Genomic DNA, 18,118 nt, shown 5'->3' with positions numbered 1-18,118 from the left:
TAAACCTTATGATGCCTGAGTGTGACGCACAGGGAATGCGGGGAGTACCGCATTCTGTAGTACTCGTCCGGCATCAGAAGAGAAAGTTAGTGTCTCACCCACGATTTGTGTTTCAACAATTCTCCCGTCGTCCATCACCATCACCCGATGGCAAAAACGTTCGACAAGGCGTAAATCATGGGTAATAAACAGGCAGGCAGTGCCAAACTGCTGTTGCAGTTTTTTGAGCAAGCGAATTACGCCAGCTTGCAGCACCAGATCAAGGTTAGACACCGCTTCGTCCAGAATTAATAGCTTAGGCTCAACGCTCAACGCCCGTGCGAGACATACACGCTGTAGCTGACCACCGCTGAGCTGTGGCGGACGTTTGTCGAGTATGCTGTCGTCCAGATCAACCGCTTTAAGCATTTCGTTTGCACGCGCGAGTTGTTCTGTTTTACTAAGTGATAGCAGGTGGCGCATGGGTTCACGTAAAATATCACGTACGGTTTTACGTGGGTTAACGGCACTAATGGAGTCCTGAAATACCATCTGAATATCCCGGCGAAATGCTTTTTGCTTTGTCCGATTCAACCGGGTGAATGGCTCTCCCCGCCAACTGACGCAACCCTGAGTCGGAGATTCTAAACCAACAAGCAAACGTGCCAGTGTGCTTTTGCCACAACCACTGCGCCCCAGCAAAGCAACCGTTTCACCGCTTTTAAGTGTTAATGAAACATCCTTTAATACAGACTGATGCTGGTGTCTGCCGCTCAAATTCGCATGGGCATACTGATGTGAAATACCCGTGACCGTCAGTAGTGTCATAAGACTAACTCCATGCCGTACAAAGCAAGATGTGCAGAAACCAGATTACGCGTGACGGCGTGTTGAGGCGTCCGAAACAGAGTTTGAACGTCGCCGTACTCAACGATATTGCCATGATCCATTACCGCCACCTCGTCGGCCAGTCGCGCCACTACGCCCATATCATGGGTCACCAGCAGCATCCCTGGCGCACGGGTTTGCATAATGCTGTCCAGCAAATCGAGAATGCGCGCTTGCGCGACCACGTCCAGATCGGTTGTCGGTTCATCTGCCACAATAAACGGCGCGTCACACAGCACCGCCATTGCAATCATCATGCGTTGCAACATACCACCACTCATTTCAAAGGGATAAAGAGTGAGAACACGAGCGGCATCCTCTAACCCCACGGCCTCCAGAGTCGTGATAAGCGTGGCATCATCTGCAGGTTTCCCAAGCACGATGCAGGTTTCCCGCGCATGTGCAGCCATGGTTCGCAGCGGATTAAATGCGCTGCGTGGGTTCTGCATAATTGTCGCAACTTTTACACCACGCAGATCGCCAGGGGAAACCGGTTTACCATCTGCAAGAACGGCTCCCGCAGTTTGATGGACACCTGGCGGAAGAATGCCGAGCGCGGCGGCACAGGTTAGCGATTTTCCGCTTCCACTTCCCCCTACCAGTGCCAGTACACGTCCGCGTTTAAGCGACAGTGACACGCCGTTGACCAGCGGTTTCTCTGCATGCAGAACAAGATTTTGCAGCTCAATTTGTTGTGGCATCAGTGGGCATGCTCCGTGACGAGATGGGGATCCAGATGATCACGCAGTGCATCCCCCACCAGATTGAAGGCCATTACGCTGATAAACAGCGCCAACCCTGGCCAGAACATTTGTAGCGGCTGAGTCCAGATATACTGGCGAGCGTCGTTGATCATGACACCCCATTCGGCAGTTGGCGCGGTCACACCGAGGCCAAGAAATGACATTCCCGCCACGTGCAGCATCATATGACCAATATCCAGAGTTGCCAGGACGAGCAATGAGGGGATCACCGCTCCGGCCAGATGGTCGATAAATATTCTGACATTACCGGCGCCGGAAAGTCGGGAAGCGAGCACAAATTCACGTTGGCGTAAGGAGATAACCAGGCTACGTACCATTCGTGCATACCATGCCCAATGCGACAGAGCGATAGCTATAATGACATTGGTCAGTCCTGTACCCAGCACACCGACGAGGAAAAAAGAGAGGATTGAAGTCGGAAAAGTCATAAACATATCCGCGACACGCATTGTGGCCTGATCGACACGGCCGCCAATCAATCCTGCGCTTCCTCCGACGATCAGCCCCAATGTCAGTACCAGAATTAAACAGGCCATGACCGAACCGAGCGACACCCGGGTTGCTGCCAGCAAGCGGGAGAAGATATCGCGCCCCAGATGATCAGTCCCCAGCCAATGCTGGCTATCGGGGGCTAACAGACGCGATGGCAAATCAATTGACTGCGGATCATAGGGTAACCACCACTGGCTGGTAAGCGCAATCACAGCCAGCAAAACAATAACGATCAGTGCCAGACGTACCGACCAGCGCGAAGAGAGGTAAAAGTTCAAGAATGCGCTCCTTCATGACGGCGAATACGTGGATCTACTGCGGCATTCAGTAAATCAACCACCAGATTACAAACAACAAATACCACCACCATAATTAGCGTAAAGCATTGGATCACCGGATAATCACGGTTGAAAATTGCCGATACGGCATAACGTCCAACGCCTGGCCAGGCAAAGATATTCTCAATAATCATCGTTCCACCAATCAATTCGCCAATGTGCATTCCCACAGCGGTGATCATCGGTAACGAGGCATTACGCAGAATATGACGGCGTTCGATTTGCTTCTCGTTCAGGCCGCGCAGACGCGCCCAGGTAACATGACGCTGCCCGGCAACCTCTAGCATGCTTGCACGCAGCAAGCGGGCATTAATCGCCAGCGACATAAAAGCAATCGACACAGCAGGAAGAATGATGTACTGCCAGCCGCCGTAGCCCAGCGCGGGCAGCCACTTCAAATAAACCGAGAAGAACATGACCAGCAGAAAAGCGAGCCAGAAGTTGGGCATTGATACACCAAGAAAGGCGATTATCCGCACAACAAAATCTGGCAGGCGGTCGCGATGACGAGCAGCCCAAATTCCCAACGGTACAGAAGTTAGCAGGATCAGTACCAGTGCAGCGCCCGCCAGCTGTAAAGTGGCAGGCAGAAAGTGCATCACATCATCCAGCACCGGGCGCTGAGTAGCAAAAGAGATACCAAAATCCAGATGCACGGCCTTCCACAGCCAGCGACCGTACTGCACAATGAGTGGTTGATCCAACCCAAGCATGACTCGTGTGGAAGCCACCATATCAGGCGTTGGGGGCAGGTTAGATAAACGTAAGTAATCAAGTGCCGGGTCGCCGGTTCCCAAACGCAACATTAAAAAGATAACCACTGACGCGGCGAAAATCATCGGAATCAGCAGCAGAATTCGCCGTATAGCATAACGCAGCATCAGTGTTTCACCGGTTTTATCTGTTCAAACGGGATTTCCGAGGCAATCGGTGCGTAAGGGATCTCCCCCAGGCCAGGTTTAGCGACCACCATCATCGACATATAACTGATTGGTAAGTAAACCGCTTCATTATGCAAACGGGTCAGAATGTCACGATACAGCTCCTGACGCTGAGTTTTATCTGTGGAAATCAGCACGTCACCAATCTCTTTGTCGATTTGCGCTTTGTCGGGAAGACCAAGCTGGGCCTGGTAGTCAGCATGGGATGGTACACGCATTGAACTCATGAAAGCATGTGGATCATACGGCGCCCCCCAGGTGCGATTGAAAATCATACCAAAGCGACCATCGCGCTGACGGGCGTATATACTGCTCTCCTCTTCCCCGACCAGAGCAACATCCACACCAATCTGGCGCATATTTGCCTGCATAATCTCAGACATTGATTTGCTGAGCGCATCGGTGCCGACATAGGCCAGTTCGATATGTAACGGTTGACCGGCTTTTTCTCGAATTGTTTTTCCGGCGGGCAGAGTCCAGCCAGCTTGTTCCAGCAAAGATTTTGCGTGCTGTGGATCGTATTCGCGCGGCTTCAAACCGATGTTGGCGTAAGGGACGGATGGCGCAAACAGCGTATCTGCTACCTGCTGAGTACCGTACAACGCATTTTTTATCAGCGTTTTTTTATCAACTGCATAATTTAATGCTTCACGCACAGCCAGTTCATTAGTTGGTGCTTTTGCTGAGTTGAGCGCCAGCATCACGGTTTCAACAGGTGCTGAAAGCTGCGTTCTGTATTCAGGGTTCTGACTGAAGCGTGCGAAGGTATCAAGAGGCAGTAGCCCTTCATTTCCATATAACAGATCGATATTACCTGTTTCAAAAGCGACAGCCCGTGTGGTTGGATCCGGGATTACTTTGACAGTAACCTTTTGAATTTGAGGTTTTCCACCCCAGTAATGCTCATTGCGCACCAGCACATCATACTGGTTGAGTTTCGATTCTTTCAGCACCCAGGGCCCGGTGCCAACCGGCGCTTTAATTCCGTTCAGGGTTTCGTTATTTTTAAACTGAGAAGGTGCAATAAAACGGAAAGGTCGCGGCAGGGTCAACTCTTGCAGGAAAGGATAGTACGCATCCTTCAGTGTGATTTGCAGTTCATTTTTACTTAACGCTTTAACATCCGTGATTTGATTGGTTAACTCCAGCCAGGCATGCCGTTTACGGTTATCCAGTACTGCGCGGAAGTTTTCCACTGCGGCCTGAGCATCAAATTCTTCACCGTTAGAGAATTTAACATCATCACGTAAGTTGAAAGTCCAGGTTTTACCGTCTTCCGAGTGACTCCAGCTTTTTGCCAGCCACGGAATTACCGAACCATCCGCCTGATATTTCACCAACGGCTCATAAACCATGCTCTGAGCAAACATCTGGTTAGGTGTATAAAGATGTGGGTTTAACGGCCCCACATTCACCGGCCATGCAGTGGTGATTTCATCGGAGGCTGCTGCCTGTGCAAAAAAAGGCGCGCATGCCAGCAGCGCTATGAGTGTGCGGTTTAGTCTGGACAAGATGGTGCCCCCGAAGACGATAGATGTAAGTTAAAAAAGTATGATGATTTTAGTAATTCATCATACTTTTTAATTGTTCGGGATCAATGCCAGGATAAATAAGCTTTTCGTTATCAATAAATTTTGTTGGGAAGTAGCAGGAAATTCGCGACTGGCTACGACAGCGACATGTGGGAAAGAATAGAGAAAACTGGTCGGTAAAAGGCCTTCATATCGCCTGGCTATCATCAAGATCACAAATCAGAACCAAATCGTCGTATGGGTTAAGTGAGAAGTCCGCAATCAATAATGCCCCTGCGAGATACCACCATCACAACTGAGAATGATTATCGTTATTGATTTTCCTTTCGATCTTGTTAGCATGCTGCTTGCGGATGGAACGTTGTTAACTACAGGAGCGGAGCCTTATGGAATCAGGGATGACACTCAAATACTATCTTAAAAATAGTGTGTGGAGCGTAATAGTAATTGGTGTATTTTTCTATTCCTGGATGAACAACCCCGAGAGTGAGTTGACATATCAGTTATTCCTCGCTGTGTTGATTAACTCGTTTTTATTCCCTTTTTCAAAGTATATTATTGAAAAAACCGCCCTTTTGTTTTCAAAAAAAGAATTCTGGCAACGAGACTTCTTCACTAGCTCCACAGGTGGCAGTTTAGTCGTTATTTTTGAATTTTTCTGTTTTATCCTGACAATTCCAGTTTGCATATTATTTTTAGCAGTGAAATCTGTTAAAACCCTTTCAAAATTATGAGATTTTAATGCTTAAATGTCTCGGTCTCTTAATCAAATGGGGAGCCGGTCATAAAAGGCTCACCGGCTAAAGCGGTGAGCTCGTTTGGTTATTAACGTATCACACTAACATTTTCCAGTTTCACTGGATTTTCAGGTTTATCTCCCAATTGCTGAGTAACCGGCACGAAGACGTTGAGATCTTGCAGCCAGGCAAGTTTGTCACGACTTCCCGGTTGCCCTTCATTAGTTGCATGACACTCCACTAATAGATATTTCCCACTAAACTCAGGTGCAATGCTATGTGCATCTCCCTCTTCCGTTACGTCGCAACGTAGCGCTGATGCAGTGACTTTCTTATTGGAGTCAATACTGTCCCATTGAGCCTGATATTGTTGACCAGCCACTAACGGGAAACGCAGGTCCGTCTGCAATGTGTTAAGCAATGTAGTGCTACTACTAATAGACATGGTGAACTTCAGCTGTAGCTGATTACCCAGAGTTAAACGTTGCACCGTCCAGATACCATAATCTTCCAGCTTGCGTATATATCCATCCGGTTGTGCATCCAGTTGTACTTTGGTCTTGCCAAGCGCACTAACTTCGGTATAACGAATCTGTTTAAAGCGAGGAATCGCCCATGGTTTGATCAATGACTGAGTCTGGTGCTCAATAGCAGCAGACAGAGGGAATTTATTCAGCCACTGCGGATTATTATTACTCAGTTCGGGCATTGATGGCCCCATCAATGTTGAGGCTTGCTTGTTAGCGGCGGGTATAAAATGCCCTTCGGCTTTGAATGATTTCCCCGCGGGTAACTGGCAGAGTTGCTCAAAGCGTTGTGCCTTTTGCGTGTTAATTTTGAAGTCACTCTTACGACGGACAATATCAGCAGTGATAAGTGAGTCCGTAACGCGACCCTCACTGTCGAAGTTCATTAACGCTACAGCATCTCCTTGATGCGTTTTACAATTATATAAGTAATGCTCAATCTTTAATTCCAACGGTGCATCATAAGGCGGTTCCCAGATGATATCAGCAAAGTCATACCCCATACGTACCGACAAAATATCACCAATGCGCTGGATGTTATTAACATCGACAAGTTCGGTAATGCCGACTGTATCCGTGGGAGATAATCTTTCCCAGATTGCATCTTTTATCGGTAGCTGGCAAACCGCGCGTATATCCTCTTCTGTCATTTGCTTATCATCTTGAGCAGGAGCATAACGGAGGTAACTGTTGCCGTAATAGCGAGCTTTGGTAAATCCCTCCTCATTCAATAAATCCTTGTAGAGAAGCTGTGCCTTACCCTGTTTACAATCAACGGAACGCCATTGCTGAGCCGTTTTTCCGTTATTGAAGTTTAGCGACACCATATAATTCACACGATCGTGAATTCTGGTTACAGACAAGGGGTTAACACCACCACCTATCAATGCAGGTTTATCAGTAGCCTGAACGAGAGAAAACGGCAACAGCGCCAGAAAACAAAGTGGACGCACTAAAGGTCGAATACAATACATATATGTTCCTTCATATATTGATTAAGAAATAAAGGTATCGGCATCAAGGGATAAATTATTAGTCTGACGCATCCTATCACTAAACTCGCGTGAGGATAGTGACGGACGCTCCTGGCACTTATCAGCCCTGGTGAGGTAGCGCACCGTTATGGAGGTATCGGCAGTGGAGGTGCAAATCCTTTCATGCGGACAATAATCTCCTTTAAGAACCCACATCTACGAAACCGGAGAAACGCTTAAACAGAAAAACGCCCCACTTACCGCTAAAGATAATGACTTCCTGCAGACAAAGGATGTTGCTGGCCATCATCACAGGGCAGCGGTTGGCCGATCTTTGTAATATGAAATGTTCAGATGTCCGAGATAGTCACCTCTTCGTTGAACAAAGCAAACAGGTGCAAAAATCACGACACCTTTAAAGTGACACTGTAACAAGACCAACATTTCTCTTGAGGATGTGATCGCTCAGTGCCGGGACAGGATACTTAGCCCGTATTTACTCCACCACCAGAGCCCTTGTTCTTTCCATGAGCAACGTTCTTTGGCTGAAAGGATATCCAGTGAGCAAGGGATCGACATACAAATTTTGTTAGGTCATCGCAGTAAAGCAATACGTGAACATTACAACGATACACGTGGGAAAGAGTGGGTAAAACTGGCCGGTAAACGACCAGTTTTACAGAGGAGTTTTGCAGAAGAGATTAAAAACGATAACCCGCAGAGAACATAAACACCCACGGATCGAGGCGCACACTGTCATGCTGCTGAGCACCAGCCAGTTTATAGCTCGCGGTGGTATCGATATCCATGTACCACACAGACATGTTAATCAACCAGTCACGATCGATCAGATAATCCATACCCACCTGCCCCGCTGCGCCCCAGGAGTCTTTCAGGCTCAGGTCCGATAATCCGGTTTCTTTGCCGTTATTATTAAATCCTTCGTCGAAGAAAGTGGTGTAGTTAACACCGACACCAACATAAGGACGCAGTTTGCTGCTGGAGTCACCAAAGTACCACTGCGCCATTAACGTCGGTGGTAAGTGATGAACGGTCGCAATATCCCCCGTCGTTGCCGTTCCGATTTTATGACGGAACGGCGTCGCTGCCAGCAATTCAACACCAATATTGTCAGTTGCCATATAGGTGAATGTCAGTCCCAACTGAGTGTTATTGCTGACATCAAAGCCGCCTAAGCTTCCCAGCGTACCACCCGCGCCTTCCGTTGGTCTTACTGTTGCAGAACCTGCACGAATAAAGAACTCCCCGGCTTCATGCGCAAATGCGTTTCCAGAGAGAAGAGTTGTTAAAGCCAATGCTGCAACTGTTAATTTTTTCATGTCCGCTCCATCGTTATGGTTATAAAAGCGGAGTGAATATACCTACAATGGAGTAATAAATGATCTAACACAGATCACATTGAGGCCAGTAATTTAACATTTATTGATCCAGATTAAGTTAGAACTTACATTCAAAATCCAGGTTAAATTAATTCAGATCAATTTTGATATATTTTCGCCACGCAAGTATTTTCGCCCGTATGCTGTACAGAGAACACACAACGTTGTTGCAGGGTGCTGAAGTCATAGCCAAAAATTACCGGAGCTTTACAAAGATATGCTTTTCAATACATCTTGCGATGCTGCCACTGTAGAGTTATCCAGGGTACAATTGCCCGCAAATGAACACCTGCAAAACTCAAGGAGAGTGCATGTCTATCACGGCGAAATCCGTTTACCGTGACACGGGAAACTTTTTCCGTAATCAATTTATTACCATCTTGCTGGTATCGTTATTGTGCGCGTTTATCACAGTGGTGTTAGGGCATGCCTTTTCTCCCAGCGACGCACAGATTGCGCAACTCAGCGAAGGAGATCAGTTAACCAGCAGCGTGGGTCTGTTTGATCTGGTGCAAAACATGACGCCAGAACAACAGCAAATCCTGTTACGCGCGTCTGCAGCATCGACATTTTCTGGACTTATTGGTAATGCCATCCTCGCGGGCGGCGTCATTCTGATGATTCAGTTGATTTCAGCAGGCCATCGGGTCAGCGCATTACGCGCCATTGGTGCCAGTGCACCGGTATTGCCCAAGCTGTTTATTCTGATTTTTCTGACTACCTTGCTGGTGCAAGTCGGTATTATGCTGGTTGTCGTCCCCGGCATTCTGCTGGCTATTCTGCTTGCCCTCGCGCCAGTGATGATGGTTCAGGATAAAATGGGTGTCTTTGCGGCCATGCGCAACAGTATGCGTCTGGCATGGTCTAATATGCGACTGGTAGCGCCTGCAGTAATCGGTTGGCTGTTGGCAAAAACGCTGCTGTTGCTGTTTGCGCCAAGTTTTGCAGTACTAACGCCGAACGTTGGCGCGGTGCTGGCGAATATGCTGAGCAATATGATTTCTGCCGTGCTGCTGATCTATTTGTTCCGCCTGTATATGCTGATTCGCCAGTAAACCCTGAACGCATCCGGCCTTCCTGGCCGGTGCTTTTTTGATTACGGAATTGAAGAATGAAGCAGTTTCTTGATTTTTTACCGCTGGTTGTCTTTTTCGCTTTTTATAAGCTCTACGACATCTATGCGGCGACTACAGCGCTCATTGTCGCTACCGCAGTGGTTTTGATTTACAGTTGGGTCCGCTATCGCAAGGTCGAGAAGATGGCGTTAATCACTTTTGTTCTGGTTGCCGTATTTGGCGGCCTGACCATTTTCTTCCACAACGATGAATTCATTAAATGGAAGGTAACTGTGATTTATGGTCTGTTTGCTGGCGCGCTGTTATTTAGCCAGTGGGTGATGAAAAAACCGCTGATTCAGCGCATGTTAGGCAAAGAGTTGACGCTGCCACAGCCGGTATGGTCAAAGCTTAACTTAGCCTGGGCCGTCTTTTTCATCCTGTGCGGCCTTGCAAATATCTACATCGCATTTTGGCTACCACAAAACATTTGGGTCAATTTCAAAGTATTTGGTTTGACCGCGCTAACGCTGTTCTTCACGCTGCTGAGCGGAGTTTATATTTACCGCCACCTGCCGCAGGAAGACAAATCGTAATATCTTTCGCCAGATCTGCGGATCTGGCGAATTTTCATCCGGAAGCATTCCTCATTGCCATATCCCCTCTTTTCCACTGCTCTGCACACCGCATCAGCTCTGTTCTCAGCCCGCAAATCATAGTAGCATCGCGCCTGTAATCTTTCTCTACAGTCGGTTCTACAATGACAACAACGAATAACACCCCTCAGGGTGAACTGGTTTTACGCACTCTGGCCATGCCTGCTGATACAAATGCTAACGGCGATATTTTTGGCGGCTGGCTGATGTCACAGATGGATATTGGTGGCGCTATTCAGGCCAAAGAGATCGCACATGGCCGTGTGGTGACGGTGCGAGTTGAAGGAATGAGTTTTTTGCGCCCGGTTGCCGTGGGTGATGTAGTCTGCTGCTATGCACGTTGCGTGAAACGCGGCACTACTTCGATCAGCATTAATATTGAAGTCTGGGTAAAGAAAGTGGCGTCAGAGCCTATCGGTCAGCGCTATAAGGCTACTGAAGCCCTGTTTATCTACGTAGCGGTTGATAAAGACGGCAAGCCTCGTCCGATACCGGTTCAGGCGTAATACAAAAAAGCCTCCAATGGAGGCTTTTTTGTTTGTTTTTCTTACTCTATTTGCGTGGTGCCATTCATTCGGAAGACAATGTTCACCACCAAGCCAGATCCAGGTTTTCCTGCCTCATAGCGCCATCTGCGCATCGCATTCTTCACTTCACGCTCAAACATATTGGCAGGCTGTGCGGAAAGCACCTCCACATTCTCCACCCGACCATCTGATGTGACGTCAAATTTAACTTTTACGCGGCCTTCAATACGCAGGGCCTGCGCACGCGGCGGATACTGCGGTTGATTACGGCTCAACGCACGCGGACCAGCGGGTACGCTCACTGCAGGTTTACTGGTTGCCGGCGCGGTACTGGTAGTCGGACGAGCAGGCGCTGTATTTTCAAACAGCGAAGCCGTACGTGGTTCAGCCGGTTTAACGTCACGCTTCGGCTGTTCTTGTACCTTTTTCACCGGTTTTGGTTTCGGTTTTGGTTTAGGCTTCGGTTTCTCAATCACTACCGGCGCCTCTTTCGGTGGCTCCGGGATTGGCTCAGGTTCCGGTTCAGGCTCCACGACAGGTTCCGGCGGCGGCTGAACTACCTGAGGTGGTTCGAGATCGGCTGGCGCAACCATTGTGATGGAGATTGGCTGCGCAGGCGCAGGCAGTTCAATAACCTGATGTACCGAGGTATACAGCAGACCTGCCACTACAGCACCGTGAATGCCGACGGAAAGTAACGTCGGCCAGGGAAAGCGACGAGGTAAATCAAGGGTCATTGAAGTCATAATCGTTTCAGTTAAAAAACCAGGCCCTGATTTTAAATGCAAATAGCAATCATATTCAATAAGGCCAGTGAAGTAAGCGGCATTTAAAACGCAATTTCATGTAAATAAACCATCATTATAATGTGGTCTTAACAAATCGGTTATCTTTACGTTGCAGTTACCAGACCTTTCCAATAACGTAATTAACGACTTTTACCGATTAAGGAGCTCTTCCCGTGCTGTACGTTATTTATGCTCAAGATATCGCCGACTCTCTCGAAAAACGTCTTTCCGTGCGTCCAGCTCATCTGGCTCGTCTACAGCTTCTCCATGACGAAGGTCGTCTTCTGACCGCAGGCCCAATGCCGGCAGTTGACAGCAACGATCCGGGAGCTGCGGGATTTACGGGTTCAACAGTGATTGCCGAATTTGAATCTTTAGAAGCAGCACAAGCGTGGGCTGAAGCGGACCCGTACGTGGCAGCAGGGGTCTATGCACAGGTTTCAGTGAAGCCGTACAAAAAAGTATTTTGATTTAGAAAGAAAGCGATAGAAATACATTGGGCACCACTGGGGTGCCCTTTTTCGATCAGATTCCGTGGATCGCAAACAGTAACGAGTTACGTTGATGGTTGAGAATACACTTTCTGATGGTATGGATACGCATATTACGACGCGATTGTCCTTCAAGCCAACGCGCTTTACGGCGGCTGGCCTGACGCTGCATCCGCCAGCGCCCCACTTCCGTTCTACTACGCTTCATGTTAACTACTCTTCCAGTCACAGAGTGGGCATTATACCGCCAGACCGAACGCAGACCAGTGGTTTTCCCGTGTTTTTATTTGCCAGATGAATCTTGATGCGTAAACTCTTAACAATACGCTTTCAAAAGGATTTTTAAATTTATGACAACCTTCTACACGGTGGTGAGTTGGCTGGTCATTCTGGGATACTGGGTACTCATTGCTGGCGTAACATTACGCATTCTGATGAAGCGACGCGCAGTACCCTCAGCAATGGCCTGGCTTTTGATCATCTATATTCTGCCATTAGTAGGGATCATTGCTTATTTGTCCTTTGGTGAACTCCACCTCGGTAAGCGCCGCGCCGAACGGGCCAGGGCGATGTGGCCTTCAACGGCCAAGTGGCTGAACGATCTCAAAGCTTGTAAGCATATTTTTGCTCAGGAGAACAGCAGCGTCGCCGCATCTTTATTTAAGCTGTGCGAACGACGTCAGGGAATTGCAGGTGTTAAGGGGAATCAGCTTCAGCTTCTCACCAGTTCTGACGACGTTATGCAGGCGCTTATCCGCGACATACAACTGGCACGGCATAATATTGAGATGGTGTTTTACATCTGGCAACCTGGCGGTATGGCCGATCAGGTCGCTGAATCATTAATGGCGGCAGCACGTCGGGGGATCCACTGTCGTTTGATGCTGGATTCCGCAGGCAGCGTGGCCTTCTTCCGTAGCCCGTGGGCCGCCATGATGCGTAACGCCGGCATCGAAGTTGTCGAGGCGCTGAAAGTTAACCTGATGCGTGTCTTTTTGCGCCGCATGGACCTGCGCCAGCACCGTAAAATGGTCATGATCGATAATTACATCGCTTATACCGGCAGCATGAACATGGTGGATCCACGTTTCTTTAAACAGGATTCAGGTGTCGGCCAATGGGTTGATCTGATGGCGAGGATGGAAGGCCCGGTAGCGACAGCCATGGGGATCGTCTACTCCTGTGACTGGGAAATTGAGACCGGTAAGCGCATTTTACCACCGCCACCTGATGTCAATATTATGCCTTTTGAGCAGGCCAGCGGACACACGATTCACACCATTGCGTCAGGTCCGGGTTTTCCTGAAGATTTAATTCATCAGGCTTTATTGACCGCTGCGTATTCCGCACGCGAATATTTAATTATGACCACGCCCTACTTCGTCCCCAGCGACGATCTGTTGCACGCCATCTGTACGGCGGCACAGCGTGGAGTCGATGTCAGTATTATTCTTCCCCGCAAGAATGACTCAATGTTGGTGGGTTGGGCAAGCCGGGCATTTTTCACCGAACTGCTGGCTGCTGGCGTCAAAATTTACCAGTTTGAAGGCGGCCTGTTACACACCAAGAGCGTGCTGGTCGATGGCGAGTTGAGTCTGGTCGGTACTGTGAACCTGGATATGCGTAGTCTGTGGCTGAACTTTGAAATCACGTTAGTGATTGACGATGCCGGGTTTGGTGCCGATCTTGCAGCGGTACAGGACGATTACATCTCCCGTTCCCGCCTGCTTGATGCGCGTTTATGGGTAAAACGACCACTCTGGCAGCGGATCACCGAGCGACTGTTTTACTTCTTTAGCCCGTTGCTGTAAAACGTGCCCAAGAGACGGTAAACAGGTAGTCATTATGGATATGGATTTGAACAATCGCCTGACTGAAGATGAAACGCTTGAGCAGGCTTATGATATTTTTCTCGAACTGGCAGCAGACAACCTTGATCCTGCTGACATCATTCTGTTCAATTTGCAATTTGAAGAGCGTGGCGGCGCAGAATTATTTGACCCGGCGGAAGACTGGCAGGAGCACGTCGATTTTGACCTGAATCCTGACTTTTTTGCCGAAGTAGTGATCGGTCTGGCCGATACCGAAGATGGTGAGATTAACGATATTTTCGCGCGCGTTCTGTTATGCCGCGAAAAAGATCACAAACTCTGCCACATTCTCTGGCGCGAATAATCAAACAAAAAAGCTGCTCTCGCAGCTTTTTTTATTTAATCAGGCAGTTTACTTCCACAGCGATTACAAAATTGTGCGCTGTGTTCGTGCTGGCTCTGCTGGCACTGAGAGCATTTACGTTGATTCTGGCGATGTTGAAACGCACTGCTCATATGCGTCGTAATCAACCCCGTCGGTATCGCAATCACCGAATAACCAATCAAAATAAGCACCGACGCTACCATGCGACCTAATGGCGTATGTGGAGTGATGTCGCCATACCCCACCGTCGTTACCGTCACTATTGCCCAGTAGACCGACGCATTCAGCGTAGTAAAGCCATATTTTGGCCCTTCAATAAGGTACATCAACGCGCCGAAAATAATCATCAGAATGGCAATAAATGAATAGAACAGGATCAGCTGATGACGCGCACTTTTGATGGCACTCCAGAATACGCGCAATGATGGCATAAAGCGCAGGAGTTTGAGGATACGCAGCACACGAATGGCACGCATCGCTCGCCAGGCAAAAACATAATTAAGACTGATTTCAGGCCATAGCCACATCACATACAGCGGTAATATGGTGGCCAGATCAATAATTCCCCAAAAGCTAAACACGTATTTAGCCGGATTAGCCCAGCAGCACAATCGAAGCAGGTATTCGATTGTGAAAACCAAGGTAATAAATATCTCCAGCCAAACGAAAGAACGCCATTCATCAAAAGTTAAATGGTATTGCGTCCCAACGCCTGACTCAACGAAGATAACAATGACGCTGAGCAACGCAAACAGCGCACACATGCCTTCAAAACGACGGCCTGAACGCGTGTTTAAATCGAATAATTTACGATAGAGCGCACGCCGGACAGAAGACACTAAGCCAGACACATTCACCTCACCTGAAAGAAGGGCTGACTTTTGTCAGCCCTCTCGATTATAGCGGGTCTACTTTCAGGCAGGAAACCGCATGGCGGAAACTCCCCTCAAGAACCGGCCGCGTTTTCGCACATTCAGGTCCGGCAATCGGGCAGCGCGTGCGGAACACGCAACCTGACGGAGGATTAATCGGTGACGGCAGTTCGCCTTCCAGCAACTGGATAGTCTTGTTCCTTTCCAGATCAGGGTCGGGAATTGGCACCGCCGACATCAGGGCTTTGGTGTAAGGATGCAGCGGATTATGGTACACCTCATCATAAGTGCCTAATTCCACCGCATGCCCCAGATACATCACCAGCACGCGATCGGAAATGTGTTTAACCACTGCCAAATCGTGGGCAATAAAGATTAACGACAATCCCATTTCACGCTGTAGCTGTTGCAGCAGGTTTACCACCTGCGCCTGAATTGACACGTCCAACGCGGAAACCGGTTCATCGCAAATAATCAGCTTCGGCTCAAGGATAAGTGCGCGAGCAATACCGATACGCTGGCATTGTCCGCCCGAAAACTCATGCGGGTAACGGTTAATCAGGTTTGGCAGCAAACCGACCTTCATCATCATAGCCTTCACGCGATCGCGAACTTCCTGACCAGGCAGACCAGGATGATAAGTTCGTAGCGGTTCGGCAATAATTTCGCCAATGGTCATACGCGGATTTAATGATGCCAGCGGATCCTGGAAAATCATCTGAATGTCGCTGCGTACTTCCCGCCACTCATCAGGCTTCATACCCAGCAGATCTTTACCCAGCCAGGCAACCTTGCCATCGGTGGCTTTCACCAGGCCGATAATCGCCCGCGCAAACGTCGATTTACCACAACCGGACTCACCCACTACGCCTAACGTTTCACCTTCATACAGTCGCAGGGTTACGCCATCAACTGCCTTCAGGGTTTTCGATGGCTGCCAAAACCACTGTTTACCGTCTTTGATATCGAAATGGACTTTGAGGTCGGCTATTTCGAGGAGCACTTTACGTTGTTCAGTAACCGCTGTCATACCAGTTCCTCCACCGGTTTAAAGCAGGCGCGCAGACGGCCCGGACTAAACTCTTCCAGTGGCGGAGCACTGCTACAAATTTCCATAGCATGCGGACAACGTGGCTGGAACGGACACCCTTTTGGCAAACGCAACAGGTTTGGTGGATTGCCCGGGATAGTCAGCATCTCTTCGCCTTCAGCATCCAGGCGCGGCACCGCATTGAGCAAGCCGATAGAATACGGATGAACGGGCTTATAAAAGACATCGCGCGCGCTGCCATATTCCATGGTACGCCCGGCATACATCACCAGAACCTTGTCGCAGATACCCGCGACCACACCCAGGTCGTGGGTGATCATAATGATCGCGGTATTGAATTCACTTTTAAGCTCATTCAGTAGCGTCATTATTTGTGCCTGAACCGTCACATCCAGCGCAGTAGTCGGCTCATCAGCTATCAGTAGCTTTGGCCGACAGAGCAGCGCCATGGCAATCATCACACGCTGGCGCATCCCGCCGGAGAATTCATGCGGATACATTTTCATGCGCTTGCGTGCTTCCGGCATTTTTACCGCATCCAGCATTCTGACGGATTCTTCAAAGGCTTCCGCTTTACTCATGCCTTTGTGTAGCATCAGAACTTCCATTAACTGCTCCCCGACCCGCATATACGGATTCAGAGAGGTCATCGGGTCCTGAAAGATCATCGAAATTTGCTCGGCACGCAGTTTGTTCAGCTCGCGCTCGGGTAAATTCAGAATTTCACGCCCGTTAAATGTTGCAGAGCCACCAATGCGGCCATTCGCCGCCAGCAATCCCATCAGGGCAAACGCCGTTTGTGATTTCCCTGAACCAGACTCTCCCACAATGCCCAGCGTTTCACCGGCACGCAGCGTGAAGTTCAAATCGTTTACCGCAGTTACGTCACCATCAGGGGTTTCAAACGTCACGCGAAGGTCTTTAACGTCCAGCAGTGCGTTAGCCTTTTGTTGCGCGAGCGGCACGGTTGAGGTTTCAATTACGCTCATGGCAGCACTCCTTAACGGTCTTTCGGATCGAGGGCATCACGCAAGCCATCGCCAATAAAGTTGAAACAGAACAAAGTGACCACCAGGAAACCTGCCGGGAACAACAGCAGCCACGGAGAGACTTCCATCGAGTTAGCGCCATCGCTTAGTAGTGCGCCCCAACTGCTTAACGGTTCCTGAGTACCTAAGCCGAGAAAGCTCAGGAAGGATTCAAACAGGATCATGCTTGGTACCAGTAGCGAAGCGTAAACCACCACCACACCCAACACGTTCGGCACAATGTGACGGATAACGATACGCACGGTAGACACCCCACCCACCTGCGCCGCTTCGATAAACTCCTTGCGCTTCAGACTCAGGGTTTGGCCACGCACGATACGTGCCATATCCAACCAGGATACCATCCCAATCGCCACAAAAATCAGCAGGATATTCTGTCCAAAGAAGGTGACCAACAAAATCACGAAGAACATAAACGGGAAGGAGTTGAGAATTTCCAGCAGACGCATCATTACAGAGTCAATTTTGCCGCCCAGATAACCCGACAGCGACCCGTACAATGTGCCCACAATCACCGCCACCAGCGCCGCAGCAATCCCAACCATCAGCGAGATACGCCCGCCAATCGCCACACGCACCAGCAGATCGCGTCCTGAGGAGTCAGTACCGAAATAGTGTCCGGACTCTGTATCCGGCGCGCTGGACATCATTCCCCAGTCGGTATCGAAGTAGGTAAACTGCGACAACATAGGCGCCAGCGTTACAAAGAGCGCAATGATGACCAGCACTATCAGGCTTGCCACCGCCGCGCGGTTATGCATAAAGCGTCGACGAGCATCCTGCCAAAGGCTGCGACCTTCGACCTCCAGCTTTTCACTGAAATTCTCCAGTGTCTCGCTGTTTTTCTTACTTAACATCATA

Annotated in this window: 20 protein-coding genes and 1 pseudogene; 8 read left to right on the top strand and 13 right to left on the bottom strand. The window is 49.1% G+C overall.

The window, feature by feature from the left end; all coding sequences use genetic code 11:
* Positions 1-6: 6 nt before the first annotated feature.
* Genes nikE through nikA form a run of 5 tightly spaced genes read right to left on the bottom strand, consistent with a single transcriptional unit; the run spans position 7 to position 4,916 of the window.
* Entirely contained in the window at positions 7-807 is an 801-nt protein-coding gene (gene nikE / locus OGX98_RS19360; RefSeq protein ID WP_286595795.1) for a nickel import ATP-binding protein NikE, read from the bottom strand.
* The gene (nikD, locus tag OGX98_RS19355; RefSeq protein ID WP_286595794.1) at positions 804-1,568 is read right to left on the bottom strand and encodes a nickel import ATP-binding protein NikD; all 765 of its coding nucleotides are present in this window, start codon (positions 1,566-1,568) and stop codon (positions 804-806) included. The genes nikE and nikD overlap by 4 nt, the downstream gene beginning before the upstream one ends.
* Entirely contained in the window at positions 1,568-2,401 is an 834-nt protein-coding gene (gene nikC / locus OGX98_RS19350; RefSeq protein ID WP_045443564.1) for a nickel ABC transporter permease subunit NikC, read from the bottom strand. Before nikC ends, nikD begins: the two co-directional genes overlap by 1 nt.
* Positions 2,398-3,342, bottom strand: coding sequence for a nickel ABC transporter permease subunit NikB (gene nikB / locus OGX98_RS19345; protein WP_045443567.1), 945 nt, complete (start codon positions 3,340-3,342; stop codon positions 2,398-2,400). Before nikB ends, nikC begins: the two co-directional genes overlap by 4 nt.
* Positions 3,342-4,916, bottom strand: a complete 1,575-nt coding sequence (gene nikA, locus OGX98_RS19340; RefSeq protein ID WP_048221373.1) for a nickel ABC transporter substrate-binding protein — start codon at positions 4,914-4,916, stop codon at positions 3,342-3,344. Before nikA ends, nikB begins: the two co-directional genes overlap by 1 nt.
* Positions 4,917-5,320: 404 nt before the next feature.
* Here nikA and OGX98_RS19335 point away from each other — a divergent pair, with 404 nt between their 5' ends.
* Positions 5,321-5,668: a colicin E1 family microcin immunity protein gene (locus OGX98_RS19335; RefSeq protein ID WP_045443573.1), complete on the top strand. Its 348-nt coding sequence runs from the start codon at positions 5,321-5,323 to the stop codon at positions 5,666-5,668.
* A 91-nt stretch (positions 5,669-5,759) separates the two neighbouring features.
* On the opposite strand, the gene OGX98_RS19330 is transcribed toward OGX98_RS19335, so the two are convergent.
* Both OGX98_RS19330 and ompW read right to left on the bottom strand, forming a co-directional pair.
* A complete protein-coding gene (locus OGX98_RS19330; RefSeq protein ID WP_048221372.1) occupies positions 5,760-7,172 on the bottom strand; it encodes a hypothetical protein in 1,413 nt (470 codons plus the stop codon).
* A gap of 701 nt (positions 7,173-7,873) precedes the next feature.
* Positions 7,874-8,512, bottom strand: coding sequence for an outer membrane protein OmpW (gene ompW / locus OGX98_RS19325; protein ID WP_045443588.1), 639 nt, complete (start codon positions 8,510-8,512; stop codon positions 7,874-7,876).
* A 256-nt stretch (positions 8,513-8,768) separates the two neighbouring features.
* Between ompW and OGX98_RS19320 the strand changes: the two are divergent.
* From OGX98_RS19320 to yciA, 4 genes and pseudogenes are all read left to right on the top strand, one after another.
* Positions 8,769-8,855 (top strand): annotated as a pseudogene (locus OGX98_RS19320) (YkgJ family cysteine cluster protein); the annotation flags it as partial.
* Between the two features lie 28 nt (positions 8,856-8,883).
* Positions 8,884-9,627, top strand: a complete 744-nt coding sequence (locus OGX98_RS19315) for a YciC family protein (RefSeq protein WP_286595792.1) — start codon at positions 8,884-8,886, stop codon at positions 9,625-9,627.
* A gap of 56 nt (positions 9,628-9,683) precedes the next feature.
* The gene (locus tag OGX98_RS19310) at positions 9,684-10,223 is read left to right on the top strand and encodes a septation protein A (RefSeq protein ID WP_045443592.1); all 540 of its coding nucleotides are present in this window, start codon (positions 9,684-9,686) and stop codon (positions 10,221-10,223) included.
* A gap of 164 nt (positions 10,224-10,387) precedes the next feature.
* On the top strand, positions 10,388-10,789 hold the full coding sequence (yciA, locus tag OGX98_RS19305) for an acyl-CoA thioester hydrolase YciA (RefSeq protein ID WP_048221371.1): 402 nt from the start codon (positions 10,388-10,390) through the stop codon (positions 10,787-10,789).
* 41 nt (positions 10,790-10,830) lie between these two features.
* Here the strand turns inward: yciA and tonB are convergent, their stop codons facing one another.
* Entirely contained in the window at positions 10,831-11,547 is a 717-nt protein-coding gene (gene tonB, locus OGX98_RS19300) for a TonB system transport protein TonB (protein ID WP_045449648.1), read from the bottom strand.
* Positions 11,548-11,771: 224 nt separating this feature from the next.
* On the opposite strand from tonB, the gene OGX98_RS19295 reads away from it, so the two are divergent.
* Positions 11,772-12,068 carry a YciI family protein gene (locus tag OGX98_RS19295; RefSeq protein ID WP_003020675.1) on the top strand — a complete coding sequence of 99 codons (297 nt, stop codon included), beginning with the start codon at positions 11,772-11,774 and terminating at the stop codon, positions 12,066-12,068.
* A 55-nt stretch (positions 12,069-12,123) separates the two neighbouring features.
* Here the strand turns inward: OGX98_RS19295 and OGX98_RS19290 are convergent, their stop codons facing one another.
* A complete protein-coding gene (locus OGX98_RS19290; RefSeq protein WP_135322069.1) occupies positions 12,124-12,297 on the bottom strand; it encodes a YciY family protein in 174 nt (57 codons plus the stop codon).
* Positions 12,298-12,439: 142 nt separating this feature from the next.
* On the opposite strand from OGX98_RS19290, the gene cls reads away from it, so the two are divergent.
* Both cls and OGX98_RS19280 read left to right on the top strand, forming a co-directional pair.
* Positions 12,440-13,900, top strand: a complete 1,461-nt coding sequence (cls, locus tag OGX98_RS19285; RefSeq protein WP_045443598.1) for a cardiolipin synthase — start codon at positions 12,440-12,442, stop codon at positions 13,898-13,900.
* Between the two features lie 34 nt (positions 13,901-13,934).
* On the top strand, positions 13,935-14,264 hold the full coding sequence (locus tag OGX98_RS19280; RefSeq protein WP_003020691.1) for an HI1450 family dsDNA-mimic protein: 330 nt from the start codon (positions 13,935-13,937) through the stop codon (positions 14,262-14,264).
* A 35-nt stretch (positions 14,265-14,299) separates the two neighbouring features.
* Here OGX98_RS19280 and OGX98_RS19275 read toward each other — a convergent pair whose 3' ends face one another.
* Genes OGX98_RS19275 through oppC form a run of 4 tightly spaced genes read right to left on the bottom strand, consistent with a single transcriptional unit; the run spans position 14,300 to position 18,117 of the window.
* On the bottom strand, positions 14,300-15,136 hold the full coding sequence (locus OGX98_RS19275; protein ID WP_048221370.1) for an ion transporter: 837 nt from the start codon (positions 15,134-15,136) through the stop codon (positions 14,300-14,302).
* Between the two features lie 46 nt (positions 15,137-15,182).
* Complete coding sequence (oppF, locus tag OGX98_RS19270; RefSeq protein WP_045443601.1) at positions 15,183-16,187, bottom strand: murein tripeptide/oligopeptide ABC transporter ATP-binding protein OppF; 1,005 nt, start codon at positions 16,185-16,187, stop codon at positions 15,183-15,185.
* Complete coding sequence (gene oppD, locus OGX98_RS19265; RefSeq protein ID WP_225760973.1) at positions 16,184-17,197, bottom strand: murein tripeptide/oligopeptide ABC transporter ATP-binding protein OppD; 1,014 nt, start codon at positions 17,195-17,197, stop codon at positions 16,184-16,186. The genes oppF and oppD overlap by 4 nt, the downstream gene beginning before the upstream one ends.
* An 11-nt stretch (positions 17,198-17,208) precedes the next feature.
* Positions 17,209-18,117: an oligopeptide ABC transporter permease OppC gene (gene oppC, locus OGX98_RS19260; protein ID WP_045443607.1), complete on the bottom strand. Its 909-nt coding sequence runs from the start codon at positions 18,115-18,117 to the stop codon at positions 17,209-17,211.
* Position 18,118: the final 1 nt, after the last annotated feature.

The sequence above is a fragment of the Citrobacter sp. Cm046 genome, from assembly GCF_030333065.1.
Taxonomy (GTDB): domain Bacteria; phylum Pseudomonadota; class Gammaproteobacteria; order Enterobacterales; family Enterobacteriaceae; genus Citrobacter; species Citrobacter murliniae.
The sequence above is the reverse complement of the archived record's forward strand: the minus strand, read 5'-3'. Positions and strand labels throughout refer to the sequence as shown.